This window comes from Novosphingobium sp. TK46 (assembly GCF_055361525.1).
This window is the reverse complement of the sequence record NZ_CM143963.1, coordinates 1,010,111-1,031,938: the sequence shown is the minus strand read 5'-3', so window position 1 is coordinate 1,031,938 and position 21,828 is coordinate 1,010,111. Positions and strand designations below refer to the sequence as shown.

The 21,828-nt window shown below is 65.9% G+C and carries 18 protein-coding genes; 12 read left to right on the top strand and 6 right to left on the bottom strand.

Annotation, left to right across the window (positions count from 1 at the left end):
- The 5 genes from ACXJ1Z_RS04785 (at position 1) to ACXJ1Z_RS04765 (ending at position 4,799) form a co-directional block, all read left to right on the top strand.
- A complete protein-coding gene (locus ACXJ1Z_RS04785) occupies positions 1-1,155 on the top strand; it encodes an HlyD family secretion protein (RefSeq protein ID WP_463781168.1) in 1,155 nt (384 codons plus the stop codon).
- A 1-nt stretch (position 1,156) separates the two neighbouring features.
- On the top strand, positions 1,157-2,743 hold the full coding sequence (locus ACXJ1Z_RS04780; protein WP_463779947.1) for an MDR family MFS transporter: 1,587 nt from the start codon (positions 1,157-1,159) through the stop codon (positions 2,741-2,743).
- Positions 2,743-4,239, top strand: coding sequence for an efflux transporter outer membrane subunit (locus tag ACXJ1Z_RS04775; RefSeq protein ID WP_463779945.1), 1,497 nt, complete (start codon positions 2,743-2,745; stop codon positions 4,237-4,239). The genes ACXJ1Z_RS04780 and ACXJ1Z_RS04775 overlap by 1 nt, the downstream gene beginning before the upstream one ends.
- Positions 4,240-4,312: 73 nt before the next feature.
- On the top strand, positions 4,313-4,519 hold the full coding sequence (locus ACXJ1Z_RS04770; RefSeq protein ID WP_463779943.1) for a hypothetical protein: 207 nt from the start codon (positions 4,313-4,315) through the stop codon (positions 4,517-4,519).
- Positions 4,520-4,589: 70 nt separating this feature from the next.
- A complete protein-coding gene (locus tag ACXJ1Z_RS04765) occupies positions 4,590-4,799 on the top strand; it encodes a hypothetical protein (RefSeq protein WP_463779942.1) in 210 nt (69 codons plus the stop codon).
- On the opposite strand, the gene ACXJ1Z_RS04760 is transcribed toward ACXJ1Z_RS04765, so the two are convergent.
- The 4 genes from ACXJ1Z_RS04760 to ACXJ1Z_RS04745 form a co-directional block, all read right to left on the bottom strand.
- Positions 4,796-5,722, bottom strand: coding sequence for a formylglycine-generating enzyme family protein (locus ACXJ1Z_RS04760; protein WP_463779941.1), 927 nt, complete (start codon positions 5,720-5,722; stop codon positions 4,796-4,798). The two genes, ACXJ1Z_RS04765 and ACXJ1Z_RS04760, sit on opposite strands and share 4 nt — an antisense overlap.
- Positions 5,723-5,819: 97 nt before the next feature.
- Positions 5,820-6,152 carry a hypothetical protein gene (locus tag ACXJ1Z_RS04755; protein ID WP_463779939.1) on the bottom strand — a complete coding sequence of 111 codons (333 nt, stop codon included), beginning with the start codon at positions 6,150-6,152 and terminating at the stop codon, positions 5,820-5,822.
- 28 nt (positions 6,153-6,180) lie between these two features.
- On the bottom strand, positions 6,181-7,266 hold the full coding sequence (locus ACXJ1Z_RS04750) for an SPL family radical SAM protein (RefSeq protein WP_463779938.1): 1,086 nt from the start codon (positions 7,264-7,266) through the stop codon (positions 6,181-6,183).
- 71 nt (positions 7,267-7,337) lie between these two features.
- Positions 7,338-8,036, bottom strand: coding sequence for a pirin family protein (locus ACXJ1Z_RS04745; RefSeq protein ID WP_463779937.1), 699 nt, complete (start codon positions 8,034-8,036; stop codon positions 7,338-7,340).
- A 126-nt stretch (positions 8,037-8,162) separates the two neighbouring features.
- On the opposite strand from ACXJ1Z_RS04745, the gene ACXJ1Z_RS04740 reads away from it, so the two are divergent.
- From ACXJ1Z_RS04740 to ACXJ1Z_RS04730, 3 genes are all read left to right on the top strand, one after another.
- Positions 8,163-9,092, top strand: a complete 930-nt coding sequence (locus tag ACXJ1Z_RS04740) for a LysR family transcriptional regulator (RefSeq protein ID WP_463779936.1) — start codon at positions 8,163-8,165, stop codon at positions 9,090-9,092.
- Positions 9,093-9,146: 54 nt separating this feature from the next.
- Entirely contained in the window at positions 9,147-10,061 is a 915-nt protein-coding gene (locus ACXJ1Z_RS04735; RefSeq protein ID WP_463779934.1) for an ROK family protein, read from the top strand.
- Positions 10,062-10,143: 82 nt separating this feature from the next.
- Positions 10,144-12,420 carry an FdhF/YdeP family oxidoreductase gene (locus ACXJ1Z_RS04730; RefSeq protein WP_463779933.1) on the top strand — a complete coding sequence of 759 codons (2,277 nt, stop codon included), beginning with the start codon at positions 10,144-10,146 and terminating at the stop codon, positions 12,418-12,420.
- Positions 12,421-12,514: 94 nt separating this feature from the next.
- On the opposite strand, the gene ACXJ1Z_RS04725 is transcribed toward ACXJ1Z_RS04730, so the two are convergent.
- Positions 12,515-14,383 (bottom strand): ABC-F family ATP-binding cassette domain-containing protein, encoded by a 1,869-nt coding sequence (locus ACXJ1Z_RS04725; protein ID WP_463779931.1) that lies wholly within the window; start codon positions 14,381-14,383, stop codon positions 12,515-12,517.
- 186 nt (positions 14,384-14,569) lie between these two features.
- On the opposite strand from ACXJ1Z_RS04725, the gene ACXJ1Z_RS04720 reads away from it, so the two are divergent.
- Positions 14,570-17,020, top strand: coding sequence for a TonB-dependent receptor (locus tag ACXJ1Z_RS04720; RefSeq protein ID WP_463779930.1), 2,451 nt, complete (start codon positions 14,570-14,572; stop codon positions 17,018-17,020).
- The gene (locus ACXJ1Z_RS04715; protein WP_463779929.1) at positions 17,020-18,135 is read left to right on the top strand and encodes a glycerophosphodiester phosphodiesterase; all 1,116 of its coding nucleotides are present in this window, start codon (positions 17,020-17,022) and stop codon (positions 18,133-18,135) included. Before ACXJ1Z_RS04720 ends, ACXJ1Z_RS04715 begins: the two co-directional genes overlap by 1 nt.
- A gap of 11 nt (positions 18,136-18,146) precedes the next feature.
- On the opposite strand, the gene ACXJ1Z_RS04710 is transcribed toward ACXJ1Z_RS04715, so the two are convergent.
- A complete protein-coding gene (locus ACXJ1Z_RS04710) occupies positions 18,147-19,373 on the bottom strand; it encodes an MFS transporter (RefSeq protein ID WP_463779928.1) in 1,227 nt (408 codons plus the stop codon).
- A 176-nt stretch (positions 19,374-19,549) separates the two neighbouring features.
- Here ACXJ1Z_RS04710 and egtB point away from each other — a divergent pair, with 176 nt between their 5' ends.
- Together egtB and egtD are read left to right on the top strand one after the other, a co-directional pair.
- Positions 19,550-20,785 carry an ergothioneine biosynthesis protein EgtB gene (gene egtB / locus ACXJ1Z_RS04705; protein WP_463779927.1) on the top strand — a complete coding sequence of 412 codons (1,236 nt, stop codon included), beginning with the start codon at positions 19,550-19,552 and terminating at the stop codon, positions 20,783-20,785.
- Between the two features lie 2 nt (positions 20,786-20,787).
- The gene (egtD, locus tag ACXJ1Z_RS04700) at positions 20,788-21,771 is read left to right on the top strand and encodes an L-histidine N(alpha)-methyltransferase (RefSeq protein ID WP_463779925.1); all 984 of its coding nucleotides are present in this window, start codon (positions 20,788-20,790) and stop codon (positions 21,769-21,771) included.
- The last annotated feature ends 57 nt before the right edge of the window (positions 21,772-21,828 follow it).

Sequence of the window (21,828 nt, the reverse complement as noted above, 5' to 3'; positions counted from 1 at the left end):
ATGCAGGCCGACTTCGCGAAGGAAGGGGATGCGCCTGAAACGGCCAAGCGTCGAAGCCTTGGCACGCGCACCAAGCTGATACTGGTGGCCGTGGCGCTGGTGGCCCTGATCGCGGCAATCGTCTGGTTCGTGCGCTACAAAACATATGGTCAGTTCTTCCAGGAAACCAACGACGCGACGATCATGGCCGATGCCGTCACCATCGCCCCGCGCGTGAACGGTTACGTGGCGCAAGTGCTGGTGAACCAGAACGACGACGTGCGCGCCGGTCAGCCGCTGGTCCGGGTGGATGCCAGATCGTACCAGGCGCAAGCCGCGCAGGCGCGTGCGCAGATCGCCCAAGCCGAGGCGAGCGCCGACAACGCGCGGGCGAGCGTATCCGAACAGCAGGCCGCGATCGCCCAGGCAGAGGCGCAACTGGCTGCTGCGCGCGTGAAGGCAGCTCACGACGCCGCCGAAGTCGCCCGCTACACCCCGCTCGCCGCCAGCGGCGCCGAGACGCGGCAGCAGCTTGCGCAGCTTCGGCTGTCGGCGGCATCGTCGGCGGCACAGGTGCGTGAACAGGCCGCCGGGCTAGAGATCCAGCGCCGCAAGACCGCGGGCATCGCCTCGCAGATCCGTCAGGCACAAGCGCAGGCACAAGGCGCCAAGGCTCAGCTCGCGTCCGCCGAGGTGGATGTCGGCGGCGCGCTGTTGCGCGCGCCGATCGCCGGGCGGGTGGGCGACAAGACGGTCACCGCCGGGCAGTATGTCCAGGCCGGCACCCGGCTGATGTCGCTGGTGCCGCTGCAGCAGTTGTACGTCACCGCCAACTTCAAGGAGACGCAGCTGGCACTGATGCGGCCCGGCCAGCACGCCAGAATCGCAGTCGATGCGTTGTCGGGCGTCGAGATCGACGGGCGGGTGCAGAGCATCTCTCCCGGAACCGGCGCGCAGTTCTCGATCCTGCCGCCGCAGAATGCGACCGGCAATTTCACCAAGATCGTACAGCGCGTTCCGGTGCGCATCGCCATCGAGGCGACCCCGGCGGCGCGGCGGCTGCTGGTCCCGGGTCTGTCCGTCACAGTCACCGTCGACACACGCAGCGCCAAGGGTGAACTCGACCGCATTCAGGATGCGCAGGAACGCCAGCAGTCCGGCGCCGGGAGCCGCTGACATGGCGGCCGTCGCCAGCGCCGATGGCGAGACTGCCCGCGGACGGACGAAGGGCGCGGTGCAGGAAGAGCGCGCCGATCTGAGCGCCTGGCTGGCGGTGGCGGCGGGCACGCTGGGCGCGTTGATGGCGACGCTCGACATCTCGATCGTCAATTCGGCGCTGCCCACGATTCAGGGCGAGATCGGCGCGACCGGCACCGAGGGCGCTTGGGTGGCGACCGCCTATCTGGTGGCGGAGATCATCATCATCCCGCTTTCGGCCTGGCTGGAACGGTTGCTGGGTCTGCGCACCTTCCTGCTGATCGCGGTTACGCTGTTCACGTTGTTCTCGATCGTCTGCGGCTTCTCGACATCGCTGACGATGATGATCGTGGGCCGTGTCGGGCAGGGGATCACCGGCGGCGCGATGATCCCCACCGCGCAGACGATCATCGCCACGCGCCTGCCGCGCAGCCAGCAGCCGATCGGCACCGCCCTGTTCGGCGTGGTCGCGGTGCTCGGGCCCTTGCTTGGCCCGTTGGTGGGAGGCTGGCTGGCGGAGAACCTCAGCTGGCATTACGCCTTTTTCCTCAATGTGCCGCTGTCGGTACTTCTGATCGTCCTGCTGCTTACCGGACTGCCACACCACAAGGCGAAGCTGTACCTCCTGCGTGAGGCGGACTGGATCGGCATCGTCGGCCTTGCGCTCGGCATGGGAGGGCTGACCGTGTTTCTGGAGGAGGGTGCGCGCGAGGAATGGTTCGCATCGTCGCTGATCCAGGCGATGGCGGCGGTCAGCGTGACCGGCTTCGTCCTGCTGATCTATGCCCAGTTCACCGCCGCACGACCGGTCATCAAGCTGAGCATCCTGCTCGACCGGCAATTCGGATCGCTGGCGGTGATGGGCATGGCGTTGGGGGTGGTGCTTTACGGCACGTCTTATGCGATCCCGCAGTTCCTCGCCTCGATCGCCGGTTACAACGCGCTGCAATCGGGCAAGGTCGTGCTGCTGTCCGGTATCCCCAGCCTGCTGATGATGCCATTGGTTCCTTTCATGGTGCGCAGGATCGACTTGCGGCTGGCGGTGGCGATGGGGATGGCGATCATGGGCTTGTCCGCCTTCCTGGAAACCGGCCTGACGCCCTCGTCGTCGGGCGGGGACTTTACCGACTCGCAGCTGATGCGCGGCGTGGGTCAGATCATGAGCATGCTGTTCTTGAGCCAGGCGGTGGTCCAGGCGGTTCCGCGCGAGGATGCGGGCGACGCATCCGGGCTGTTCAATTCGATGCGGAACCTTGGCGGCAGTTTCGCCCTCGCCGGTATCTCGATCCTGCAGCAAGACCGGGTCTGGCTGCATTCGCGGCGGATCGAGGAATCGCTGAATGCCAATTCGGGCACCGTTCAGACGTACGTGAACGGTCTGGGTCAGACCGTGGGCAGCACCGATGGCGGAATGCTGTTGCTGTCCCAGCAGATACAGGGGCAAGCGCTGGTGATGACCTACAACGACATCTTCTTCGCGATGAGCATGGTGACGCTGATGGTGGTCCCGCTGGCGCTGTTCCTCAAGCCATTGCCCGGCAACGCCGCGCCGGCGGCGATGCACTGATGCGCCGGGCGTTGACCATCGGCCTGAGTTGTGCCCTGGCCGGCTGCACCGTTGGCCCGGACTATGTGGGGCCACCACCGGTGGGCACTGTCGCCGCCACTCGCGGTACGTTCGTCCGCGCCGACGATCCGGCTTTCGCTCCCACGCCCGGTCTTGCGCGCTGGTGGGATACGTTGGGCGATGCCACGCTGTCGGCGCTGATCGATGATGCGCTGGCGCACAGCCCGAACATCGACGTCGCGCAAAGTCGCATTCGCGAGGCGCGTGCCAAGCTCGACGCGAATCGGGCCGAGCGTCTGCCAAGCGCTTCGGCGAGCGGCACGTATGTCCACGCGCGGCTACCCGGTGCGGGGCTCGGCTCGGCGAGCAATGATGCTTCTCAAGTGGGCGAGGGAGCCGGCGATGGCAGTTCCGGCAATGGCTCGTCTTCATCGCTGAATTTCTACAACGTCGGTGCGAACGTCTCGTGGGAGCCGGACCTGTTCGGTGCCAACCGGCGTGGGGGCGAGGCGGCGCGCGCGACCGTCGATCAGCGCTACGCGGATCTAGCTGATGCGCAGGTGTCGTTGAGCGCGCAAGTCGCGCAAAGCTATGTGAATTTGCGCGATACACAGGAGCGGGCGCGCCTGAACGCAAGATCGACCGAGTTGCAGCGCCGGGCGGTGGCACTGACCAGACAGCGCTATACCGCCGGCACCGCATCCCGCCTCGATGTCGACCGACTGCAGGGTCAGCTGGAATCGACCGACGCGCAGAATGTGCCGCTGTCTGGCCAGATCGCGATGTACAAGGACGCGCTGGCGGTGCTGACCGGACGTGTTCCGGGAGAACTCGACGCCACGCTCGATCCTGCGGGTCCTTTGCCATTGCCCCCGGCGAAAGTGCCGATCGGCGATCCCGCCATGCTGATCGCCCACCGGCCGGATGTCCGCTCGGCGGAACGCGCACTGGCTGCGGGGGTCGCCAACATCGGGGTCCAGAAGGCGAAGATGTACCCGGGCATCAAGTTTTCTGGCATTCTCGGTCTTGGCGGGACGAAGCCCGGCGATGTCCTGGATACCGGCAATTTCAGCGCTTTGCTGCTGCCGCAGTTGACCTGGCCGATCCTCGACTTCGGTCGCAATCGCGCCGCCGTCAATCAGGCCGAAGCACAGCGTGACACTGCCGAGGCCCAGTATCGCCAGGCGGTGCTTGAAGCCTTGCAGGATGCGGAGGACAGTCTGGCGCGCTTCGGCGCGACACGTCGCCAGCTGGCGGGCTTCGTCCGTTCGCAGCGTAGCGCCGCCAGCGCCGCCGTACTGAACCGGACCCGGTACGAGGCCGGCACCAGCACGCTGATCGACCAGCTGGACATCGAACGCCAGGATCTGTCCGCGGCGACCGCGGTGTCGCAGGCCAAGGCGCAACTGACGATCGATTATATCGCGGTCCAGAAGGCGCTCGGACTTGGCTGGACGCAGCCCGTGGAGACATCAAGGCAGGCGGCAGCACGATAGTCGGGCCCGACAGGCGGTTGCAGCTATCGCTTGGCTTGGGCGTTATCCCGCTTGCAACGATCAAGGATCAGCCATGCTTCTCAGACTAGCCGTCCTCGGCACCCTCGGTTACCTGGGTTACCGCGAGCTTCAGAAAAGCCAGACCGGCACCGGCACCAAGGCGCCGTCACTGGCACTTGCGGGCGGGCCGCTGAGCGATCGGGCGCGCCTTCAGTCCAACCCCGATGCGCCGCCCTCGGTCACCGCTGCAGGTGACGTGGTCGGCACGACGATGCCGTGAAATTCCTAGCCCCGACGCCAACACTCGGACGTCGGGGCTTCGAGGAGAGGTCCGCAAGATGCAAGATGGTGTGAAGCCGGACGACGACAGCCAACAGGATCTTCCCGAGCAGATCGGAGAGGATATCGGCGGCGTTCAGGGCACCGATCCGGACGAGGCGGCCGACGACGAATCGGTGGCTGTTCAGCCCGGATCTACGCCGGATGCCCCTGCGCCGGACGCGGGCGAGATCGAATGGGCCGGCCAGCTCGTCAAGAAGCCACCAACCCCCGCCGCTTAGATATTTCGCATCACGCAGCGAAAGCCGATGTGGGTCGTAGCGGTGTCGATCATCTCGGGATGGCGTGCGGCGGGTCGATAGCGCTGGCAATAGTTGGGTGCGCACAAGTGCGATCCGCCCTTCAACACTTTACGGCCGATCTTCACCTGAGGCTGCGCTCGATCGAAGCTGTCCTTCAGCTTGGCGCCGCGCGGATTGCTGAGCGCGCAGCACGATTGCCCCGCCTTGCGCGAAACTTCCGGCTTGTCGCTCCACCAATCCCGCGTCCACTCCCAGGTGTTACCGATCATGTCGAGCAACCCGAACCCGTTTGCCGGAAAGCTGCCGACGGGCGATGTGCGCTCCCATCCGTCGAGCAACTGGTTTGCGAAGGGAAACAGCCCCTGCCAGGTGTTCGCCATCATCGTGCCGCCGGGCGCGAGTTCGTCGCCCCATGCATAGTCGTGTCCATCGTTGCCGCCCCAGGCCGCGTATTCCCATTCCGCTTCGGTCGGCAGGTCCTTGCCCGCCCAGGTGGCATAGGCCACCGCATCGTCGAAGGCGACCTGCACCACCGGATGATCCCATAGCTCCAGCATCTCGACATCGCTGCCCGGTCCCAGCGGATGAAACCAGTCCGCGCCGAATTCGAAGCGCCACCAGTTGGCAGGATTACCCGTGTCGACGGGCGCTGCGGTCTTGTGAAAGACCAGCGATCCGGCTTGCGCCATCTCGGCGGGCATTCCGGGATAGTCCTTGGGATCGGGCGGAACCTGCGCGACGGTGATGTGCCCGGTGGCGGCGACGAAGGCGGCGAACTGGCGGTTGGTGACAGGCGCGGTGTCGATCCAGAAACCATCCACGGCCACCCGACGTAAGGGCGCCTCTTCGGGATAGAAACGTTCCGATCCCATAGTGAATTCGGCGCCGGGCAACCAAGTCATTCCAGACGGCGCAGCGGCCTCAGGGGGCAGGGTCGATGTCGAGGGGGTGGGTCGAGGCATGGCCGATCAGCTAGCAACTGTAGCCCGGCGGAACAACTCAGGCGGTAGCTTCAAGGACGGCGTACCAGTCGGCATAGGGCGAGTTGCGGGCCATGTGTCGGTTGTAGTCCGGCGCGCCATCGTCCCACCAGACCGCCCCGCGCTCGCCCAGTGCTATCTTTGCCGCGTCGACGCGCGACCGCGCGGCGGCAAGGTCTTGCGGATGGCCATGCAGCGCCGCCTTCACCGCGCGGCGGCCATCCATCAATGCCGCGACCAGGGACGTGCGCTCATCGTCCGAAAGGTGCGGGTTCGCACGACGCCACAAGCGTCCGCGCACGACGAGATAGCGCCCGTCGGGCGTGACGGGGGGTGGTCCCGGCGCGGTCATCGTGGCCCGCTCCGGCCCTTGCCTCGCCTCAGGTCCAATAGAGCACCCGTGCGGATGGGAGCACCCGGTCGATCTCGGTTTCGAAGAATGCGCGCAGCGCCTTCATCGTCGATACGTCGTAAACCTGCTTTTCCGATCCGAACTTGGTGCGCTTGGTGACGCGATCGGTCATGTCCATCGACAGTGCCGAGCCGGGATACCAGCTATCGAGCACGGCTTTCGAACCGGCAGTGAAGCGGTGGGTGATGAGCTCGACGGTAAGGTCCAGTGTGGCGATGCCGGAAAGCGCCGCGCCGGCATCCGCGATCAGCTCGCCATAAGCCTGCTCCCACCCCGGCGCAGCGATGATCGGCGCGATGGTCAGCCCGACCGGGTAGCCGGCCAGCGCCATGCTTCGCAACGCCGCCAGCCGAGCGGCCACCGCCGCCGTGCCGCCTTCGAAGCGGGCATAGGCACGCGGGTTGATCGAGGCTCGCATCCGGGTGCGACCGCCGTGATCGAGCGCGAGCAACGGCGCGACATCGGCGAACTTGGTGGTGAAGCGCAACTGCACGTCGGCGTCCCACCGTCCGAACCAGGCAATCGCCGCCGAGAGGGAGCCGGTCAGCGGCTCGATCCCCAGCGGGTCGGTATAGCACGATGCCTCGTACGTGGTGCCCTCGTGCGCGCGGGCGCGGCTGCGCGAGGTGACTGAGCCTTGCCCGAGGTACTGCGGTGCGGCGGCTAGGATCTCGTCCAGGTTCGCATACGCGCGGGTGATCGGCGGCCCGGTCAGCGATCCGGCGAGATAGCAGTAGCTGCAATGCGCCGGGCACCCCTCGGCCAGGTCGATCCGCCAGTCGGCGCTGGGGGCGATCGGTTGCAATTTGCGCTTGGATGGCGGCGCGACGACGACCGCCAGAGTCGACTTCGCCTCCGCATAAGCCCGGCGCGGATCGTCCGGCATCGTGAGGGACAGACGATCGCCCGCCAGCTCGACAACCTCGATCCCCAGTGCTGCGGCGCGTTCCAGGATGGCGCGGCCATGCGACCATTCGCGCGCCGAACGAGTCGCGAGAACCCGCTTGGGGCGCCATGCTGCGATACGCGGAAGAAGGGCGGTTTCGGCCTGCACCCAAACGGAACGATCGGCGAGGAGGCTGGTTCAGCCCACCTCGCCGATTGCCCTTTGTACTCGGCCTGCGATCAGGCCGCGTCGACCAGAACGATCTCGCTATCCTCGATCGCGGTAAGGCGGATCACGTCCATGTCGCGGATGGCCGCGCCGTCGCGGGCGTTCACCCGCACGTCGTCGATCTGCAGCGCACCCGTGGCCGGCACGAGATAAGCCTTGCGGTCGCGACCGATCGGGTACTCTGCCGTCTCGCCGGCCTTCAGCGTTGCCGCCACCACGCGGGCATCGGTGCGGATCGGCAGCGCGTCGTCGTCGTTGTCATAGCCCGAAGCGAGCGTGACGAACTGGCCGGCGCGATCACCCTTGGGGAACGGCCGCGCACCCCAGCTGGGCGCTTCGCCTTCGCGCGTGGGCATGATCCAGATCTGGAAGATCCGCGTCTCGACATCCTCCTGATTGTATTCGGAGTGGCGGATGCCGGTGCCGGCGCTCATCACTTGGACGTCACCGGCCTCTGTGCGGCCCTTGTTGCCCAGGCTGTCCTCATGCGTGATCGCGCCTTCACGGACATAGGTGATGATCTCCATGTCGCGATGGGGATGCGGGGGGAAACCGGTCTTGGGCGCGATGATGTCATCGTTCCAGACGCGCAGGTTGCCCCAGTGCGTGCGGGCGGGGTCATGGTACCCGGCAAACGAGAAGTGATGCTTGGCGTTCAGCCAGCCATGGTTCGCGCCGCCAAGGCTATCGAAAGTGCGCAGTTCGATCATGGTTCGTCTCCTGATGCGAGCAGCGTTGGCATTTGGTCGTGCCGCTGCGTTGAACCCCATTTAGCGCTTGCTCGCACCTCTGTTCAGTCGGATAAAATTGCCTGCATCATTCGAGGAATTGGAACAGTGCACAATCCCGGCATGCCGACGTTCGACCAGTTGCGCATCTTCCTGGCTATCGTCGACACTGGCAGTTTCGCCGCCGCCGGGCGCAAGTTGAACCGTGCGGTCTCCGTCGTCAGTTACGGTGTTGCCAATCTGGAGGCGCAGCTGGGCGTGCTGCTGTTCGATCGCGAGGGCACGAGAAAGCCGCAGCTGACGATCGCCGGTCGCGCCCTGCTGGCCGAGGCGCGCGGGATCGCCGCCGGGTTCGATGGACTGCGCGCCAAGGTGAAGGGCCTGCTCGAGGGGCTGGAGGCCGAGGTCGATCTGGCGGTCGACGTGATGCTGCCGTCCGAACGGCTGGGCGCGGTGCTGCGCGGCTTCGCTGCCGAATTTCCGACGGTGCAGTTGCGCCTCCATGTCGAGGCGCTGGGTGCGGTCACGGCCATGGTGCTGGATGGGCAGGCCATGATCGGACTTTCCGGGCCGTTGTCAGCGGGGATCGACGGGATCGATCGCGTGGTCGCTGGCTCCGTACCGATGGTGCCGGTCGCGGCGCCCGATCACCCGCTTGGCCGCATGACGGCGATACCGCCGGGTGCGGGGCGCGAGCATACCCAGCTGGTGCTGACCGATCGTTCGCACTTCACCGATGGTCAGGACTTCGCGGTGGCGAGCCCGAAGACCTGGCGGCTGGCGGACTTGGGTGCCAAGCACGCGCTGCTGCGGGAAGGCATCGGCTGGGGCAACATGCCGCTGCCGATGATCGAGGCGGACTTGGCGGCGGGCACTCTGGTGCGGTTGGCGATGCCCGATCATACCGGCGGCACATATCGCTTTTCAGGCATATGGCGGCGAGATTGTCCGCCTGGCCCGGCATCCCTATGGCTGATCGAACGGTTCGTGGCCTTGAGCAAGGGCGATCTGGAACTGGCGGGGATGGGCGACGTCTAGTGCGGACGGTGCCATTCCGATGCCGCACGCCTCGATGCGAGGAAGCAGGAGCGAATGACGGTGGCAGACGAAGGACACACGGCGCCGTTGATCGGCTGCGTCGAGGGTGGCGGAACCAAATGGAATGTCGCGATTGCCCGCTCGCATCAGACAATGCTGCGATCGGACCGCATCGAAACGACCGATCCGGCGCAGACGATTGGGCGCGCGCTCTCGTTCTTTACCCAGGCGGCGCAGACGTTCGGACCGATCGCGGCCATCGGGATCGGCAGTTTCGGACCGGTGGACGTTCGGCGCGGATCGCGAACCTGGGGTCATATCCTGCCGACCCCCAAGCCGGGTTGGGCGGGGGCCGATGTCGTCACGCCGTTTGCCGAACGCTTCGATTGCCCGGTCGGGCTGGATACCGACGTCAATGCGGCGGTGCTTGCCGAGAGCCTGTGGGGCGCGGCGCAGGGTTGCGATAGCGCGGTGTACGTAACCGTGGGCACCGGCATCGGCGGTGGCGCGCTGGTAGGAGGCGAACTGGTCCATGGTTTCCGGCACCCGGAAATGGGCCACGTCCCGGTCAGGCGGCACCCGGACGATCTGGACTTTGCCGGCGTCTGCCCGTTCCACGGCGATTGCCTGGAAGGGCTGGCGAGCGGTCCGGCGATCCAGGCGCGCTGGGGCCGGTCGTTGTCGGATCTCCCTCGCGACCATCCGGGCGCGGCGATCATCGCTGGCTATTTGGCGCAACTGGCGGTGATGCAACTCGCGCTGTTCTCGTGCGAGCGCATCGTGTTCGGCGGCGGCGTGCTGGCAACGCCGGGACTGCTGCCGCTGGTGCGATCCGAGGCGCGGCGGCTCGCCAACGGCTACTTCGGGCCTTACGATTTCGACGCGCTCATCCGCTTGCCGGGTCTTGGGGATCAGGCCGGGATCATCGGCGCCTTTGCGTTGGGACGGCGGGCGCTTGCCATGGCGTAGGTGGGATCACTGCAGCCCGCAGGGGCAGGCAACGCCGATGCCGCCTCGCGCGTTGCTGGTACAGCAGACAGGATCGAGTGCGATGGCCAAGGACGACGAGACGGTACACTACGGCGGCAGCGAAGGCGGTTGGGGCTCGATGCGCGGGATCGCCGAGATCGCCTGGCGCGAAAAGCCGACGCCGGGGGCGCTCGACACGTTGCGGCGGCAGAACAAGGTCGAGGGCTTCATGTGCGTGTCGTGCGCCTGGGGCAAGCCAGCCAAGCCCCACGCGGCGGAGTTCTGCGAGAACGGTGCCAAGGCCACCTTGTGGGAACTGACCAGCCGGCGAACGACGCCCGAGTTCTTCGCGCAGCACACCGTCAGCGAATTGAAGACGTGGAAAGACTTCGATCTGGAGCATGAGGGGCGTTTGACGCATCCGATGCGGTACGATCACGCGAGCGACAAGTACGTGCCATGCTCCTGGGACGAGGCTTTCACCGCGATCGGCACGGAATTGAAGGCGATCGATCCTGGTTCGGCGATCTTCTATGCCTCGGGCCGCGCAAGTCTGGAAACGAGCTATCTCTATGCGCTGTTCGCCAGGCTCTATGGTCACAACAACCTGCCCGACAGCTCGAACATGTGCCACGAGACGACCTCGGTCGCGCTCAAGAAGGTGATCGGCTCGCCGGTCGGCACTTGCGTGCTCGACGACTTCGAGCACTGTAATTCGATCTTCTTCTTCGGCCAGAACCCGGGCACCAACAGCCCGCGCCTGCTGCATCCATTGCAGGAAGCGGTGAAGCGTGGCTGCAAAATCGTCACCTTCAACCCGGTGCGCGAAAAGGGTCTGGAATCGTTCAAGAACCCGCAGAGCCCTGTGGAGATGCTCACGCCCAAGGCGACGCAGATCTCGACACTGTACCTCCAACTCAAGACCGGCGGCGACATCGCGGCGATCATGGGTATGATCAAGCATGTGCTTGCCGCCGAAGACAAGAAGTGGGCCGAGGAAAAGCAGCACGTCCTCGATGTTGATTTCATCGCCCGGCATACGACCGGGTTCGAAGAGTTCAAGGCCAAGGCGGACGCTACCACCTGGGACGAGATCGAGCACGAAAGCGGGCTGACGCGCGCCGAGATCGAGGAGGCGGCACAGATCTATGTAGAATCGCCCGCATCCATCTGCATGTACGGCATGGGCCTGACCCAACACGTCCACGGTTTCGACAACCTGGCGACCCTGACCAACCTCTGGCTTCTCAAAGGCAACGTCGGCCGCAAGGGGGCGGGCATTTCGCCGGTTCGCGGCCACTCGAATGTGCAGGGGCAGCGCACCGTCGGCATCTCGGAAAAGCCCGAACTGGTGCCGCTCGACAAGCTGGCCGAGCAGTTCGGTTTCGAACCGCCGCGTCATGAAGGCATGAACACGGTCAAGGCTTGCGAAGGGATCATGGCTGGTGACGTGAAGGCCTTCATCAGCCTGGGCGGCAACTTCATCCGCGCGATACCCGAACGTGAGGCGATGGAGGCGGCCTGGACAGGATTACGCCTGACCGTGCAGATCGCCACCAAGCTCAACCGCAGCCACTTGATCAATGGGCAAGTCGCCTATCTCCTGCCGTGCCTGGGCCGTTCGGAAACGGACATGCAGGCGGGCGGCGCGCAGGCGGTGACGATGGAGGACTCGCTGTCCTGCATCCATGGCTCGGTGGGCAAGAACACCCCGGCTTCCAGACATCTCAAGTCCGAAATCGCGATCGTCGCCGGCATTGCCAAGGCGACGCTGCCCGCCAATCCCAAGGTCACCTGGGACGTGTGGACCGGTGACTACGCCAAGGTGCGTGACTGCATCGCTGAGACGTATCCCAATCAGTTCTATGACTTCAATGATCGTGTGTTCACGCCGGGTGGGTTCTATCGCGGGAACTCCGCGCGCGATCGGGTGTGGAAGACCGAAAGCGGCAAGGCGCAGTTCACGGTTGGCGACACGATGCGCTCGATCGGGTTCGAGGATGCGCCGGGACGGTTTCGGTTGATGACGATGCGCTCCAACGACCAGTTCAACACCACCATCTACGGCTACTCGGATCGTCTGCGCGGGATCGAGGGTACGCGCGACGTGGTGCTGATGAACCCTGACGACATTCGCGAGGCGGGCTTAAGCAACGGCCAGGTGGTGAGCCTCGTCACCGACGCGGGTGACGACGTGCATCGCGAGGTGAAGGGACTGACGGTGACGCCCTTCAAACTGCCGCGCGGCTGCATCGGCGCATATTATCCCGAGACGAACCCGCTGGTTCCGGTGTGGTACCATGATGGTGAGTCCAAGACGCCGGCGGCCAAGGGCGTGCCGGTGCGGGTGGTGGCATAGCCAACGTGGCCCCCTAATCCCGTCGGCCCCGCCCCGCGCGGTGATGACGAGTTTAGGAGCGGCCGGTATTAGAGGGTGACGGGCCGGCGCCCTTTTAGGCGTCGAGCTTTTCGCTCAATGCCATCCACTGCGCCTCGGCCTGCTCCAGTTCAGCGATCGCCGCCAGCCTCCGCTTGCCCAATTCGCCATGTGTCAGCCCTGCCAGCGCATGCGGCTTGGCGACCGGGGTCACCAGCGCGCCGTCGATCTCGGCGACCTTGGCTTGCAACTTGGCGACGACCTTCTCGGCCTTGTCCGATGCCTTGCGCATCTCCTGCTGTTCCTTCCAGTTGGCGGCGGCCGCCTTCTGCTCGGCGGGAGAGGGCTTGGCCGCGCCCTTGATCTTGCCGTCCTTGGGCTGGTTGCGGCCGAGCACGAAGTCGATGTAGTCGTCCATGGAGCCGGCATATTCCTCGGCCCTGCCGCCATCGACCAGCACCAACCGGTCGGCAGTCAGCTCGACCATGTGGCGGTCGTGGCTGATGAGGATCACCGCGCCCTCGTAGGCATTGAGCGCCTGCACCAGCGCCTCGCGCGCATCGACGTCCAGGTGGTTGGTCGGCTCGTCGAGGATCAGCAAATGCGGCGCATCGCGCGTCACTAGCGCCAAGGCTAGGCGAGCGCGCTCGCCACCCGACAGCTTGGAAACCGGACTCAGCGCCCGCTCGCCCGAGAAGCCGAAGCGCCCGAGCTGGCCGCGAATGGCGCTGGTCGGCTTGCCGTCCATTGCGCGCGTCATGTGCACCAGCGGGGTATCGCTGCCGGCCAGTTCCTCGACTTGATACTGTGTGAAGTAGCCGATCGACAGCTTGCCCGAGACGTTGATCTCGCCTTCCATCGGCTGCAACTGCAGCGCCAGCAACCGTGCCAGCGTGGTCTTGCCATTGCCGTTGCGGCCGAGCAGCGCGATGCGGTCGTCGGGATCGATCCGCAAGCCCAGGTGGCGCAGGATCGGCTTGTCTTCCGCATAGCCGACCGCGGCCTTGTCCAGCGTGATCAGCGGCGGGCGCAGCTCCTTGGGGCTGGGGAAGTCGAAGGTGAGCGACGGATCTTCCATCATCGCCAGCACCGGCTGCATCCGCGCGAGCATCTTGGCGCGCGACTGCGCCTGCTTGGCGGTAGAGGCACGCGCGCTGTTGCGGTTGACGTAGTCCTGCAGCTTGGCGCGCTGGGCATCCTGCGAGGCCTTGGCGGCGGCAAGCTGCGCCGCACGCTCGGCGCGCTGGCGCTCGAACGCATCGTAGCCACCGGCGTAGAGCGTCACCTTGCCGCCCTGCAGGTGCAGGATGTTGTCGACCACGTTGTTGAGCAGGTCGCGTTCGTGGCTGATGACGATAAGCGTGCCGGGATAGGCGCGTAGGAAGTTCTCCAGCCATAGCGTCGCTTCGAGGTCGAGGTGGTTCGAAGGCTCGTCGAGCAGGAGGATGTCGGGCTGCGAGAACAGCAGGCTGGCGAGCGCGACGCGCATCTTCCACCCGCCCGAAAAGCTGTCCATCGGCTCGGCCTGCATCGCCTCGTCAAAGCCCAGGCCGATGAGTATGCGCGCGGCCCGCGCCGGCGCGCTGTAGGCGTCGATCGCCAGCAGCCGCTCGTGCACGTCACCCAGACGGTCGGGGTCGACGCAAGTCTCGGACTCTTCCAGCAGCGCGGTGCGCTCCTTGTCGGCGGCGAGCACGGTCTCGAACGGGGAGAGGGTGCCGCTGGGCGCTTCCTGCGCGATGTAGCCCAGGCGGGCGCGCTTGGGCATCTCGATCGCGCCGTCGTCGGGGTCGAGCTGGCCGATCATCACCTTCATGAGCGTCGACTTGCCCGCGCCGTTGCGGCCGATCAGCCCCACGCGGGCGCCGTTGGGGATCGAGGCCGTGGCCTGGTCGAGAATAGTGCGCCCGCCGAGGCGAACGGTGATGCCTGAAATCGTCAACATGCGCGCGCCCTTAGCAGCGATGCGCGCGAAACCCAACCGGGCTGCAACGCCCCGCCCGTTACCGTGACGACGCAATCATCCCATTGTCATGCGACTGCCATCCCGGCGCAATGATAGTGCCACGCAACCGTCCTAACCGCCGCTTCGCATTCACCGCAAATGGCGGCTGGCTGGGGGGCTACGAGCGTGAAAATTCAGACGATTAACCGGCGTGCACGTGCAGCATTGCTGTTGGGCACCGTGATCCCGCTGATCCTGGCGGCGCCGGCCAGCGCTGAGGAAGCGGCGGCTCCTGCGGCCGATGCGTCCGAGGCGGATACGGGCGCTGGCGAGATCATCGTTACCGGGGCGACGACCCGCTCGGCCACCGCCATCACTGGTGTCGAGATCCAGAACATCCTGCCCGGTGTCAGCCCCCTGAAGGCGATCCAGACGCTGCCGGGCGTAGCCTACATCACTGCCGATCCGTGGGGCAACAACGAGCAGAACGCCTCGCTGTTCATCCACGGCTTCAGCGCCGGCCAGCTTGGCTACACGCTGGACGACGTGCCGCTGGGTGACCAGAACTATGGCAACTACAATGGCCTCTCGCCCTCGCGCGCGATCATCTCCGAAAACGTCGGCCGTGTCACCGTCAGCACCGGCGCGGGCGAGCTGCGCGTCGCCTCCACCAGTAACCTGGGCGGCGCGATCGAGACCGTATCCAGCGATCCAGCCAACAAGTTCGGCATCCAGGCCAACCAGACGATCGGCAGCTACGACACCTCGCGCAGCTATGTCCGCCTGGACAGCGGCGACATGGGCCACGGCACCAGCTTCTACATCTCGCTGCTGCGCCAGAAGGCGCGGGCCTGGGATTTCAGGGGCAAGCAGGGCGGCTACCAGGGCAACTTCAAGCTGGTGCACGACGACAGCGCCCGCCGTCTGACCGCCTACGTCGCCTATTCCGACAAGACCGAGCCCAACGAGGACTCGACGACGATCTACAAGAACCCGGCCAACGCCGCGCAGGCCTATCAGCCGTATACCCGCCCGTTCACCTACCCGGACTTTGGCGCCGCCATCAATTACCTCAACGCCGCTGGAGCGGTGCCGGCGCTGGAGAACATCAACTATCGCAACTTCTACAGCGCTGCGCAACGTACCGATTGGCTGGTGTACCTGAAGGACGAAGAGCGCCTGAGCGACAAGGCGACGCTTTCGGTCCAAGGCTACTATCACAACAACGACGGCGCCGGCATCGTCGCCGGGCCAATCACCGTCGCATCGCTGCCGACCCTGTTCGCGCTCTACTTCCCGGGTCAGAATCTGAAAGCATCGACCGGCGGCTCGGGCTATGCGCTGCGCACCACCGAGTACCGCATCGACCGCAAGGGCGTACTATCCGAGCTCAAGTTGCAGCTGGGCAACCACGCCATTGCGGGCGGCGTTTGGTACGAGAATAACAGCTCTGCGGCCTATCGCCGCTGGTACCCGGTCAACATCAACACGCCCGAACGCTACAGCCCATACGATCGCCCGGCCGGCGCGCTGTTCACGCAATACGGCAGCGAGATGCGGACCGAGGTGCTGCAGCTGCATTTGCAGGACACCTGGGAGGTGACCCCGCGCTTCACCGTCGAGGCCGGCGTGAAGACAAGCCTGCAGGACGCCAAGGGCACGTTCCCGGTGCAGCCGATCCCCGGCTCGCTGCCCGGTGCCGCCGGTGCACTGCCCGAGGGGCGGATCAAGACCGACAACTGGTTCCTGCCGACCTTGGGCGCGAAGTGGCGCTTCACGGATAGCGAGGAGCTGTATGCGAACGTCCAGAAGAACCTGCGCCAGTACCAGGCCTATGGTGCGGGCGGCAGTGCTGCACCGTGGTCGACCGGCAGCCAGCAGGCGTTCGACTTCATCAAGGAAAACGGCAACCCCGAAACCTCGTGGACCTACGAAGTGGGCCTGCGCAGCCGTCACAGCTTCCCAGGCTCGTTCCTGAGCGGGTTCGAGGCGCAAGTGAACGCCTACCACGTCGACTTCAAGGACCGCCTACTGGCGATCACCGCAGCGGTCGGCGGCATCGCCGGTGGCTCGATCGCGGGCGGCACGCCGTCGCTGTTCAACGTCGGCAACGTCAAGACCAACGGCGTCGACGCGGCGCTGACCTTGCGCTTCGGCGACCACTTCACGCTGTACAATGCGACATCGTACAACAGCTCGAAGTACCAGAGCGACTACAGCACCATCACCGGCGCCGCGACCGGCACCAAGGTCGGGGGCTTCGCGGTCATGGGCGGCGTGGTGCCGACCGGCGGCAAGCAGATCCCGGGCAGCCCGCAGTGGCTGAACAAGACCGTCGCCACGGTCGACGTCGATCCGGTGCAACTGCAGCTGTTCGGCGACTATGTCGGCAAGCGTTACGCGACCTACACCAACGACGCTTCGGTCCCCAGCTTCTTCCTGCTGAGCGGGCGTGCCGCGATCAAGCTACCCGCGTCGATGGTCGGCCTCGCTGATGCGGAGTTGAGCGTGAACGTGACCAACATCACCGACAAGAAGGGCTGGCTGTCGGTCGTGGTCGGATCGGCGACGAACACCTACAACGTCTATCCCATCCCGCCGCGCCAGTGGTTCGGCACGCTAAAGGTCCGCTATTGATGCCTGACTTGAGCCGTCGCGCGATCATGGCAGTCGGAGCGGGCTTCGCGCTCGCTCCGGCGCTACCGGGCTGGGCCGCACCAAAGCGCCCGCGCCCGGCCAAGCCGCTGGTGATGGGGCATCGCGGAGCTTCCGCGCTGCGGCCCGAGCACACGCTGGGCTCCTATGCCAAGGCGATCGCGGACGGCGCCGATTTCGTCGAGCCGGATCTGGTGTCGACCAAGGACGGCGTGCTGGTGATCCGGCACGAGAACGACATTTCGGGCACCACCGATATCGCCGCGCATCCCGAGTTTGCGGGGCGGCGCACGACCAAGACGGTCGACGGCACCGCCATCACCGGCTGGTTCACCGAAGACTTCACCCTGGCCGAACTCAAGACGCTGCGCGCCAAGGAGCGCCTCGGCGCGCTGCGGCCGGAAAGCCAGAGCTATGACGGGGCGTTCCAACTGGTCACGCTGGAGGAGATGGTTGATTTCGTCACCGCCGAGGCTACCGCGCGCGGGCGCACGATCGGGATCATCCCGGAGTTGAAGCACTCCACCTACTTCACCGGGATCGGCCTGCCGCTGGAGCCACGGCTGCTGCAGGCCTTTGCCACCAGCGCCTATCTGCGCCGCGCGCCGGTGATCGTGCAGTCTTTCGAAGTTGGCAATCTGAAGGCGCTGCGTCCGCAACTCGCGCGGTGGCCGAACGTGCAGCTGATGCAACTGACCGAGGACCCGCGCCACTCGGCTTACGACTCCGTCGCGGCCGGACGGCCGCTGACATATGCGCAGATGCTCACACCCTCCGGTCTGTCCGAGATCGCGCGTTATGCGGACTGGATCGCCCCCGCCACACGCACGATCATCCCGCTGGGCGCGGATGGCCGGCTTGCCGCGCCGACCGGCCTGACGGCGGCAGCGCATGCAGCGGGATTGCTGGTGGGCTGCTATACGTTCCGCCCGGAAAACAGTTTTCTCGCCGCCGATTTCCGCGACGGCGCGGGCGAGGGCGCGCGCAACCCCGCCGGCAGCGTGGCGGAAATCCGACGCTACCTGGCCGAAGGGCTCGACGGCTTCTTCACCGACGACCCCGCGCTCGGCCGACAAGCGGTGGACACGCCCGGCTAAGACTTGAAGGCCTAGGCGATCGCGCGACGGTTGCGCAGGTACAGGCCGGACACCACGACAAACAAAGCCGCCGCCGCCAGCGTCAGAGACAGGTGGACGCCGAAGATCGAACCGATCAGCCCCACGGTGATGCCGGCAAAGGCACGACATCCCAGCGATGCCATCGAGAACACCCCCAGCACACGGCCGCGAATGTCGGCAGGCGCTTCAAGCTGAACCACCGTCTGCGCCATGCTGCTGAACGACAGCTCGAAGAACCCGGCGCAGAACAGCAGTCCCAGCGCGAGCGTGTAAGTGGTGGTCAGCGCGAAGGCGCCCAGCGCCAGGCACCAGCCCATCGCCAGCAGCAGCGCCGTGACCGCCGCAGTGCGAAAGCCGCCGAGGGTCTCCAGCAGGAACCCTGCGGTCAGCGCGCCCGCCGCATCCGCCGCGAGCAGCATGCTGTAGGCCGCGCCCGGATTACCGTGGCCCAGGTCGACCGCGAAATTGGGCATCTGCGCCTGGTAGCTGTTGCCGATGAAGCCCGACGCCGCGGCCGCCAGCAGTGTCATCGCGACGATCGCGGGCCGCTTGCCGATCTCGCCCAACGTGCGCGCCACATCAGCCAGTCCGCGTACGGCGCTGTGCCCGGCATTCTCGCGAACATAGTGGACGCGCGCCAGCCACAGGATCACCGGCACGAAGTAGCAGGCGTTCAGGAAGATACCCTTCGTGGGGCCAAGCCACACCAGCATCACGCCACCGACTGCCGGGCCCACCAGCACGCCCAGATAGCGCGCTGTGGCGTTGAGCCGCACGGCGCTCTGCAATTCCGCCGGTTCGACCATGGCGTGCAGCAGCAACTGGCTGGGCATCTGCCAGAACACGCCCGAGCAGCCGTGCAGCACCAGCAGCAACATCGCCTGCCACATCTGCAACGTGTCCGTGGCGAAGAAATAGCCCCACGACAAAGAAACGCAGATGAACCCGGCCATGCCGATCTGGATGAGCCGGCGCGGATCGACACGGTCGGCCAGCCCGCCCATCGGGATCGAGAAGAACAGGTACGGCAACCAGTGCGCCAGCACCGCGAAGCCACCCAGCGCCGGCGAGTGGAATTTCTGGTACATGACCCAGTAGCTGATGACGTGCTCGATATTGTCGGCCATCATCGCCAGGATATAAGTGCCAAAGAACCAGCGGAACTTGACATGGCGCATGGCCGCAAACGCGCGGCGCGGTTCGGTCTGGGTGCTCAAGCGTGTCGTCCTCACGTGACTTCGCGAAAGCGGCCAAGTCATCCCTCGCCCGCTAGCGCAATCCGCCTCCCGCGTCTGCATGTCGCGTGCGCGGGCGACCCGATGGCGCGTGCCCTGTCCCTGCGGGCACACGAACGGTGGGAGCCAAGCCGATCATCATACGTTAGGTTGGCGATATGGCGGCAGCGACAAAACCCGGCACGGCGGTGCTTCGACAATCCCAGGCGGAGCGTCTTCTTGCGACCCGTCGCCTTACAGAGGCGCTGGTGGCGCCTCTCAACGATGCCGATGCCACGGTCCAGTCGATGCCCGACGCTTCGCCGGCGAAGTGGCACCTTGCGCACACCACCTGGTTCCTCGAAACCTTTCTGCTGCGCGATCATCTGGCCGGTTATACGCTGTATGACGAACGCTGGCCGTTCCTCTTCAATTCGTATTACGAGGCCGAAGGCGCGCGCCACGCCCGGGCCGCACGTGGCATGTTGTCTCGCCCGTCGCTGGACGAACTGCTCGCCTGGCGCACGCATGTCGATGCGGCGCTCGCCCCGCTGCTTTCGCGTCCCGAGCTTGCGCCGCTGGTAGAGCTGGGCATCCAACATGAGCAACAGCACCAGGAACTGCTGCTCACCGATATCAAGCACGCGTTCTGGTGCAACCCGCTTGGCCCCGCCTATCTGGACGCGACGCCCGAAGCGGCGGTGCCGGAGGTCGAGATGGGCTGGCATGAGCATCCCGGCGGGATCGCCCGCGTCGGGCATGACGGCTCCATTTTCGCGTTCGACAACGAGGGGCCGGCGCATCGCGTGTTGCTGGAGCCGTTCGCGCTGGCCGATCGGCTTGTCACTAACCGCGAATGGGCTGCGTTCATCGCCGATGGTGGCTATCGCGCCGCTCGGTTGTGGCTGTCGGACGGCTGGTCGTGGGTTCAGCGCGAGAATATCACCGCGCCGTTGTATTGGCGCGAAGGCGCCGAATTTACGCTTTCTGGCTGGCGTCCACGCGATCCCGAAGCGCCGGTCACGCACATCTCGTTTTTCGAGGCGGATGCTTTCGCCGCCTGGGCCGGGCACCGCCTGCCGACGGAATTCGAATGGGAGGCGATCGCCCAAGGCGATGATGCGCAGGCCGGTAACCAGCTCGACCGCGCAACCGCGGCGCATCCCGCGGGCGGTCCCAGCCTGTTCGGTGATTGCTGGCAATGGACCCGCTCGGCCTACCTGCCGTACCCCCGTTACCAGGCGGCTGCAGGCGCGGTGGGCGAATACAACGGCAAATTCATGAGCGGCCAGTCGGTTCTCAAGGGGGCAAGCTGCGCCACCGCGCGAGGGCATTCGCGCACCAGTTACCGCAACTTCTTCTATCCCCATCAGCGTTGGCAGTTCACCGGCCTGCGCCTCGCCAAGGATCTGTGACGATGGCCACCGCAGCCTGCCTGCTCGACGTCGTCGAGGACGATACCCTGCAAACGCAATTTCGCCGTGAGGTGCTGACCGGCCTTTCCCAGCCGCGCAAGGCGATCCCCGCACGCTGGTTCTACGACCATCGCGGCAGCCAGCTGTTCGAGGAAATCACGCAGCTTGACGAGTATTACCCGACGCGCACCGAGATCGGCATCCTGACGGCGCATGGCGACGATATCGCCAGCGCCGTCGGCCCAGGTCGCGTCGTGGTGGAATTTGGAGCGGGCAGCGCGACCAAGACGCCGCTGCTGCTCGATGGCATCGCCCCTGCCGGATACGTGCCGATCGACATTTCGGGCGATTTCCTGCGTGAATCGTGCGCCCCGTTGCAGCGGCGCTATCCCGACCTGCCGATCCACCCGGTCGAGGCCGATTTCGCCAGCCCCGCCACACTGCCGGCGGCGTTGGCGCGAAAGCCGAAGCTGGGGTTCTTTCCCGGTTCGACGATCGGCAACATGGAGCCGCTGGCGGCCACGGATCTGCTGCGCTCGATGGCGCAGACGCTGGGCGGCGGCAGCCTGCTGGTGATCGGCATGGATCGGATCAAGGCGCGGGACATCCTGACCGCCGCCTACGATGACGCCGCAGGCGTGACCGGCGCGTTCAACGTCAATCTCGCGCATCGCATCAATCGCGAGCTCGATGGCACGATTCCCGTCGATGCCTTGCGCCATCGTGCGATCTGGAACGAAGGGCTTGCGCGCATCGAGATGCACCTCGAAGCGCAGCGCGCGATCGACTTCGAAGTGGCCGGCCAGCGCTTCGCCATGGCGGCGGGCGAGACGATCCATACCGAAAACAGTCACAAGTACGACCCGCGCAGCGCCACGATGCTGCTGCTTGCCGGGGGTTGGGAGCCCGTGGAGACATGGATCGATGCCGGCGAGGCATTCATGGTGATCCTGGCTCGCGCATTGACCGGCGCCCAGACCGCCTGAGCCGGCCGGCACCCGCTTGCGGTGATCGCTGCGCCCGTTTAGGCCAGCAGCCGGGAG